Annotated in this window: 2 protein-coding genes; both read left to right on the top strand. The window is 43.8% G+C overall.

The window, feature by feature from the left end:
- A partial coding sequence (locus tag GN157_RS17845; protein WP_449404249.1) for an Ig-like domain-containing protein occupies window positions 1-2651 on the top strand: 2651 nt, incomplete at its 5' end.
- A gap of 66 nt (window positions 2652-2717) precedes the next feature.
- Complete coding sequence (locus tag GN157_RS10755; protein WP_157483397.1) at window positions 2718-9296, top strand: Ig-like domain-containing protein; 6579 nt, start codon at window positions 2718-2720, stop codon at window positions 9294-9296.
- Window positions 9297-9308: the final 12 nt, after the last annotated feature.

Here is a 9308-nt window from a genome sequence, read left to right as displayed (position 1 = left end):
CACAGGACAGCCCTACGGTAGCTGATCTTGTAACGGTTGAAGGTAGTACAACCTGGTATAATCAGGCAAGTGGCGGTACTGCTTATGCTGGTACTGATCCCCTTAACGATGGAACAATTTATTACGGAGAGATAACCGCAAACGGATGTGTAAGTACTTCGAGATTTGCAGTAACGGCAAATGTGCATACTACAGCAGCGCCAACGGGAGATGCTATTCAAAACTTCTGTTCACAGGACAGCCCTACAGTGGGTGATCTTGTAACGGTTGAAGGCAGTACAACCTGGTACAATCAGGCAAGTGGCGGTACTGCTTACGCAAGTAGCGATGCCCTTACTAATACAACGGTTTACTATGGAGAAATAACTGTTAACGGTTGTGTGAGTACTTCACGATTTGCGGTAACCGTAAACGTATATTCAACACCGGCACCAAGCGGTTTTGCAACTCAGGAATTCTGTACTCAGGATAACCCTACAGTAGCTGATTTAGCTACAAACGAAAGTAATGTTACCTGGTACAATCAGGCAAGTGGCGGTACCGCTTATGCTGGTAATGACGCCCTTAGCGACGGAATAATTTATTACGGAGAAATAACCGCAAACGGTTGTGTGAGTACTTCAAGGCTGGCAGTAACAGCTAATGTAGGTAATATACCTGCCCCAACTGGAGATGCAGCTCAGGCATTTTGTACTATAGATAGCCCTACGGTTGCAGATATTGTAGTAGATGAAGCAGGTGTTGTATGGTATGATCAGGCTAGTGGCGGTACGGCTTATGCGGGCACTGATGCATTGGTTAGCGGTGAAACCTATTATGGTTCTATCGAATCAGGTACATGTGTTAGTACAAGCCGACTGGAAGTTACGGTAACTTTAAACACAACGGCTTCGCCTACAACATCAAACACTACTCAGGATTTTTGTTCTCAGGATACCCCTACAATAGCCGATTTATCGACTAACGAAAGTAACGTTACCTGGTACAATCAGGCAAGTGGCGGTACAGCTTATAACGGTACTGATGCTTTAACTAACAGCACTACATATTACGGAGAAATTACCCTAAACGGCTGTCCTAGTACCACAAGGTTGGCCGTGGCGGTTAATGTATATACTACAGCAGCTCCAACTGGTAGTGCCTCTCAGGATTTCTGTTCACAGGACAGTCCTACTATAGCCGATTTATCGACTAACGAAAGTAACGTTACCTGGTACAATCAGGCAACTGGTGGTACAGCTTATGCCGGTACTGTTGCCCTTAGTGACGGAACGGCTTATTATGGAGAGATAACAGTAAACGGTTGTGTGAGTACGTCAAGACTTGAGGTTACAGCTAATGTATACACTACAGCAGCACCAACGGGAGATGCTACTCAAAACTTCTGTTCACAGGACAGCCCTACAGTGGGTGATCTTGTTACGGTTGAAGGTAGCACAACCTGGTATAATCAGGCAACTGGCGGTACAGCTTATGCCGGTACAGATGCTCTTAGCAACGGTACTACATATTACGGAGAAATAACTGCAAACGGTTGTGTGAGTACGTCAAGGCTTGCTGTTGCAGTAAATGTATACAGTACGGCAGCTCCAACAGGTAGTGTATCACAATCTTTCTGTGGATATGACTCCCCTACAGTAGCCAGTTTATCGGCTAACGAAAGTAATGTTACCTGGTACAATCAGGCTAGTGGTGGTACGGCCTACGCAAGTACAGATGCACTTGTAACCAGCACTACCTATTATGGTGAAATAACCGAAAATGGCTGTGTGAGTACATCGCGTTTTGCTGTAGCGGTAACCTTAACCACAAACTGTGATATTACACTTAATATAAAAATGATGCTTCACGGAGCATTATCGGGTACTTCAGACGGACTTATGCGCGACGATTTAAGAACAGGAGGGCATATTCCGGAAGAACAGCCTTACAGCAGTACTCTTAACGCAAGGTTTACCCACGTGAACAATACCGGAGATGAAACTACAAACTCTACAGTTCTTAATGCGAATGACGGAACAGGCGACGCAGTGGTAGACTGGGTATTTATTGAAATAAGAAACCCATTAGATGATACAGAGGTAATTAAAACAATGTCGGCACTGGTACAAAGAGACGGTGATGTGGTAGATGCTGCCACAGGCGGAGCTTTAAGAATTACTTCATTACCACAAACATTTTATGTAGCAGTAAAACACCGCAATCATTTTGGAGCCATGACAGCAAACCCTATAACAGCTTCTATGGGACTGGCTGCGATAGATTTTACCTCTCTTAGTGATGCCAATACCTATCATTTATCAACCAGCCCTGATAATGTGGCAATGTATGATGTAGATATGACAGGCTATACAGGTAAGGCACTATTTGCAGGAAATGCAAACTACGATAACAAGATTAAGTATGACGGAGTAAATAACGACAGGCAAACCATGGGAAGCCAGGTGCTTTCAGACTCCAATAATACAGGACAGGTATTGAACTTCAATGCAGAAGGTTACCTATCGGGAGATATAAACATGGACGGTACGATTAAGTATGATGGTTCCGGAAATGAAAGACAGGTAATGCAAAATTCAGTAATAACATACCCGCTAAATACAGGAAATTTAAACAACTATAATAACATGATAGAGCAGATCCCCCAATAAAGTGGAATACCGGGAGAGGAATTCCACTTTACGCACAAATTATTTCTAATTATATACCAATTGCATATGAGAAGTTTTCTACTTAAAATATTATTGCTCGGAGGAATATTGTTTTCCACACAATATTTGCATTCGCAGCAAATAGATCTTACCCTTAAATATGTTTCGGCAACGAACATGTATGAAGTGTATGCCCGCCCTGATTTTACTCAGGCCAATTTTTTCCTCGCGGGTGGTAGCCAAATAACGGTAGTAGTTCCTGCTGTAGTTAATGATGGTGCACTTTCAATCACAACTGTAGACGGAGGGCCGTGGTCAGACAACTCGCAGGTGTATGCTCCCGGAGCAGACTCTGCCAGTGATTACCATGGTGTAGCCACAAACGGTTCTACCGTAGATCTTGTGGCTAATGACGAATTGCTGCTTTTCAGGTTTACATTAGCTATGGGCTGTGTAAACGATGTTAGGCTGTATAACAATTCGTTAGATCCGGGTCCGTCTGATACCGGAATGAATGGTGCCGATTTCGGCAACTATGTAGGTAATGTTTTTGACCTTCAGGACTACTATGGTGTAAATTATAATAATTCAGGTACATCGTGTGGAATAGTAGATAATGATGGTGACGGGGTAGCGGAAGGAACCGACCCCGATGATAATGATCCTTGTGTACCTAATGCCAATTTTGCTACCTGTGATCAGGATGGTGACGGACTTAACAATTCTGAAGAGGCACTTATAGGTACAGATCCAACTCTTCCCGACACCGATGGTGATGGTATAAACGACGGTGATGAGGTAACAGGAGGTAGTAACCCCTTAGATCCTTGTAGCCCTGTACCAACAGGAGGTTGTCCAACAGATGCCGATGGTGACGGTTCTCCTTTCGGAACTGATCCCGATGATACAAACCCTTGTGTACCCGATTCATCTGCCGGAGCCTGTGATCAGGACGGCGATAATCTTAATAATACTCAGGAAACAGTATATGGAACAGATCCAACAAATCCGGATACAGATGGAGATGGTATAAATGATGGTAGCGAGATAACAAACGGTACAGATCCGCTGGATCCATGTAGCCCTAATCTTAACAGTCCGTTATGTGACAGGGATGGTGATGGTCTTACCAATGCAGAGGAAGCCCTTTTAGGAACTAACCCTACTCTGGCAGATACCGATGGAGATGGTATTACAGACGGTGATGAGGTAACAGACGGAACCGATCCGTTAAACCCTTGTGATCCTAGTATGGCTGCGGGGCCTTGTGACCGCGATAGTGACGGATTAACAAATTCTCAGGAAGCTTCAATAGGAACAAGCCCTACAAATCCGGATAGTGACGGTGATGGTATTAATGACGGTGATGAGATTACAGGAGGCAGTAATCCTCTAAATCCTTGTGATCCTAACCCCACAAGTCCGGCTTGTACGGTAGACCCTTCAATAGATTTTACAGTAAGGTTTGACCCTTCAACCTGTACTTACGAAGTGTATGCTATGCCTAACTTCTCGGCAAGTGATTTCTTTGTGGCAGCAGGTAGCCAGATAGCGGTTGTTTTACCGGCTTCTGTAGATGATGAGGTTTTAGTCATAACTTCGGTTAATGGCGGTGTATGGCTGGATGCTTCTCAGGTGTATGCCCCGGCGGCAGATTCTGCAAACGATTATCACGCTATCGCTACAGATGGTTCGGCTTTCGACTTTGTAGCCGGAGATGAACTGTTGCTGTTCACATTCGTACTGCCAAACAGTACTTGTTGTGCCGATGGTATAAGGTTATTTAATAACGATACCGACCCGCAGTCAACCGATCCGGGTATGGCAAGCGGTGACTTTAATAACTACTTTGCAGATGTTTTCATATTAGACGATTACTACAATGATAATTATGATAACACAGGTACAATATGTGATCCTTGTTTAATAAATCCGGTAGCTACACCTACTACATATAATGCAACTCAGGATTTCTGTGTGGTGGATGCACCAACTCTTGCCGATATTCAGGTTAATGAAGTAAATATCAGATGGTATGATGCTGCAACAGGAGGTGTACTACTTGCAGATACTACCCCTCTTGTAGACGGAGGAGTATATTATGCAGCCCAGTTTGAAACAGTTAACAACTGTGAAAGCGCAGATAGGCTGGAAATTACCGTAAATGTAAACGATGCTGCTACACCAACTACAATAAATGCCACTCAGAACTTCTGTGTGGTCGATGCCCCAACAGTTGCCGATATTCAGGTAAACGAAACCGGAGTAGTTTGGTATGATGCTGCAACGGGAGGTACTGCATTTGGAGATACTGATTTATTGGTAGACGGATCTGTTTACTATGCAGCACTGGTAGATGTAGTAACAGGTTGTGAAAGCTCGGTTAGATTAGCCGTTACAGTAAATGTAAACGATGCGCCAACACCAACTACTACAAATGCTACTCAGGATTTCTGTCAGGTTGATATGCCAACAGTAGCCGATATTCAGGTGAACGAAGCCGGAGTAGTTTGGTATGATGCTGCAACAGGCGGAAGTGTAGTTGCTAATACAACAGCTCTTACAGATGGTATGGTGTACTACGCCAGCTTAACCGATGTGGTAAGCGGATGTGAGAGTTCAGTACGATTAGCTGTTACAGTAAATGTAAACGATGCGCCAACACCAACTACAAATAATACTACTCAAAACTTCTGTCAGGTAGATATGCCAACAGTAGCCGATATTCAGGTGAACGAGGCAGGAGTAATTTGGTATGATGCTGCAACAGGCGGAAGTGTGGTTGCTAATACAACAGCCCTAACAGATGGTAGTGTATACTATGCCAGCTTAACAGACCCTGTTTCAGGCTGTGAGAGTTCGGTACGATTAGCCGTTACAGTAAATGTAAACGACGCGCCAACGCCAACTACTACAAATGCTACCCAAAACTTCTGTCAGGTTGATATGCCAACAGTGGCCGATATTCAGGTGAACGAAGCCGGAGTAGTTTGGTATGATGCCGCAACAGGCGGTAACATGCTTGCTGCTGCTACAGCTCTAACAGATGGTAGTGTATACTATGCCAGCTTAACCGATGTGGTAAGCGGATGTGAAAGTTCGGTACGACTAGCGGTAACAGTAAATGTAAACGATGCACCTACGCCAACTACCACAAATGCTGCTCAGGATTTCTGTCAGGTTGATATGCCAACAGTTGCTGATATTCAGGTGAACGAAGCCGGAGTGGTTTGGTATGATGCTGCAACAGGTGGTAATATAATAGCGAATACCGAAGCCTTAGTGAGTGGTATGTACTACGCAAGCTTAACTGATGCGGTGAGTGGTTGTGAAAGTTCGGTACGATTAGCCGTTACAGTAAGTGTAAACGATGCTGCTACACCTACAACAACAAATGCTACTCAAAACTTCTGTCAGGCAGATATGCCAACAGTTGCCGACATTCAGGTGAACGAAGCAGGAGTAACTTGGTATGATGCTGCAACAGGTGGTAATGTAATAGCGAATACCGAAGCCTTAGTGAGTGGTATGTACTATGCAAGTTTAACAGACCCTATTTCAGGTTGTGAAAGCTCAGTTAGGTTAGCCGTTACAGTAAATGTAAATGATGCTGCTACGCCAACTACCACAAACGCTACTCAGGATTTCTGTCAGGCAGATATGCCAACAATTGCTGATATTCAGGTGAACGAGGCAGGAGTAACCTGGTATGATGCTGCAACAGGAGGTAACATGCTTGCTGCTACAACAGCTCTTACTGACGGAAGCGTTTATTATGCCAGCTTAAACGATGCGGTAAGTGGTTGTGAAAGCTCGGTACGATTAGCCGTTACAGTAAATGTAAACGATGCACCTACACCAACTACAGCAAATGCTACCCAAAACTTCTGTGAGGCAGATATGCCAACAGTAGCCGATATTCAGGTGAACGAGGCAGGAGTAGTGTGGTATGATGCTGCAACAGGCGGTAACGTAATAGCAAATACCGAAGCCTTAGTAAGCGGTATGTACTATGCAAGTTTAACCGATGAGGTAAACGGATGTGAAAGTTCAGTACGATTGGAAGTAACAGTAAATGTGAATGATGCTGCTACACCAACTACAAATAATATAAACCAAAGCTTCTGTGTGGTGGATGCACCTACAGTAGCCGATATACAGGTGAATGAGACTGGAGTTGTTTGGTATGATTCCCCAACCGGAGGCACTGTGGTCGCGAACACGGCATCGCTCATAGATGGAATGGTGTACTACGCGAGCCTAACCGACCCTGTTTCTGGTTGTGAAAGTTCGGTAAGGTTAGCGGTAACAGTAAATGTAACCGATGCACCTACACCAACTACCACAAATACAACTCAGGATTTCTGTACTGTGGATATGCCAACGGTAGCCGATATTCAGGTGAACGAAACCGGAGTGGTTTGGTATGATGCTGCAACAGATGGTAATCTGTTGCCGGATACAACTGCTCTTACAGACAGTATGACGTACTACGGTAGCTTAACCGATGCAAACGGTTGTGAAAGTTCGGTACGACTAGCGGTTACAGTAAATGTAAACGATGGTATGACGCCAACAACTACAGAAGCTAATCAGACATTTTGTAGTGTGGATAACCCTACTATAGATGATATACAGGTAAACCAAACAGGTATTACATTCTACAATACAGCAACGGGAGGTACTGCAATTGCAGCAGGAACCGAACTGGTAGACGGAATGACTTATTATGCAAGTATGATTGACCCTGTTAGCGGTTGTGCAAGTGCTGTAAGGTTAGTAATTACTGTTACCCTGAGCAATGGTACTACGCCAACGACCAACAGTGATGCGCAAACATTCTGTGCTGTAGATATGCCTACAGTGGCCGATATTCAGGTGAATGAAACCGGAGTAATTTGGTACACGGCAGCTACAGGAGGTACACAAATACTGGATACGGCAGCGCTTGTAAACGGTATGACTTACTACGCCGGTATAACCGATGCCAGTGGATGTGAAAGCTCGGTAAGGTTAGCGGTAACAGTAACAGTAGATAGTGGTGAAACACCTACAACAGATGATGTTACTCAAAACTTCTGTGCGGTTGATATGCCAACAGTAGCCGATATTCAGGTGAACGAAACCGGAGTTACATGGTATGATGCTGCAACAGGTGGTAACGTGGTAGATGCTGCAACGGCTCTGGTTTCGGGAGCTACATACTATGCATCGGTACAGTCAATAGCAGGTTGTGAGAGCTTAATACGATTAGCTGTAACAGTAACGGTAGATGAAGGTGTTACACCAACAACTACAAATACAACTCAGGATTTCTGTGGAGCAGATATGCCAACAATTGCTGATATTCAGGTATCACCTGTAGGAACTATATTCTACACTTCTATGACAGGCGGAAGTCCTCTGGATGCTTCAACAGCATTGATAGACGGTATGACTTACTATGCTGCTTATGTGAATGCAGCAGGTTGTGAAAGTATTGACAGGCTTGCAATAACAGTTAATGTAAACGATGGTATAACACCAACAACTACAGATACTACTCAGGATTTCTGTGCAGGTGATATGCCAACAGTAGCCGATATTCAGGTGAACCAAACCGGAGTGATTTGGTACTCATCTCCAACAGGAGGAGCGCCACTACCGGATGATACTGAACTTGTTGATGGAGGAGTATATTATGCTTCGATCATAAACGGAGGCTGTGAAAGTTTAGTAAGACTTGCAGTTACAGTTAATATTAATGGTGATACTACAGCAACAATATCGACACCCGATCCAAGGACATGTTATGGTACTGATACGGTTTATACTACCGAAGACGGAATGACCGACTATGTATGGACAGTTGATGGAGGTATAATAGTTGGCGGAGGTACTGCTACAGATAATACTGCTACTGTAGTATGGTTGTCTCTTGGAGAAGGAAGTATAAGTGTTTCTTATACAGATGCTAACGGGTGTGCCGGAACTACCGAAGGATTACTTGATGTAGATGTGGTAAGCTGTTCTGATTTAACGATATCTAAATCTGTTAACAATTTTAATCCGCTTATCGGTGAAAATGTTATTTTTACCATTACAGTGACAAATGAGGGGAACAGTACCTTTATTGATCTTGAGGTAAGTGAGCAGTTACCAAGCGGTTATGATTATGTTGATTCTACAGTAACACAGGGTACTTATAATGAGGTTAGCGGTATATGGGTTATACCGTCACTTGGACCGGGAGAATCGGCAGTATTACAGGTAGTTACTCAGGTATTGTTTGGAGGAGATTATAACAATGTTGCCTTTATAGTTGGATCCAACCCTATTGACAGCCAAATAGATAATAATGAAGCTATAGCCTGGGTAGAACCGTCGTGCTTAACAGTATATAACGAGTTTACACCAAACGGAGACGGTGCTAACGATACCTTCAGGATAGATTGTATAGAGTACTATCCAAATAATACGCTTTCGGTGTACAATAGGTATGGTTCACCGGTATACAAAACATCGGGTTATCAAAACGACTGGGATGGTACAGCAAACCAGGATGGTACTGTAAGAAGAGGGGAAAAGCTACCGGTAGGTACTTACTACTATGTTCTTGAAGTAGACGATGCAGTTAAAACAGGCTGGTTGTATATAATGAGATAAATAATGGTTTAG

Source organism: Flavobacterium rakeshii (assembly GCF_009741375.1).
GTDB classification, from domain to species: domain Bacteria; phylum Bacteroidota; class Bacteroidia; order Flavobacteriales; family Flavobacteriaceae; genus Flavobacterium; species Flavobacterium rakeshii.
Note: the sequence above shows the minus strand (reverse complement) of the source record. Positions and strands in the feature narration are given on the sequence as shown.

Bases quoted from the DNA above. Each gene is read 5' to 3' on its own strand.
- GN157_RS10755 (WP_157483397.1), top strand. From the start codon at position 2,718: ATGAGAAGTTTTCTACTTAAAATATTATTGCTCGGAGGAATATTGTTT.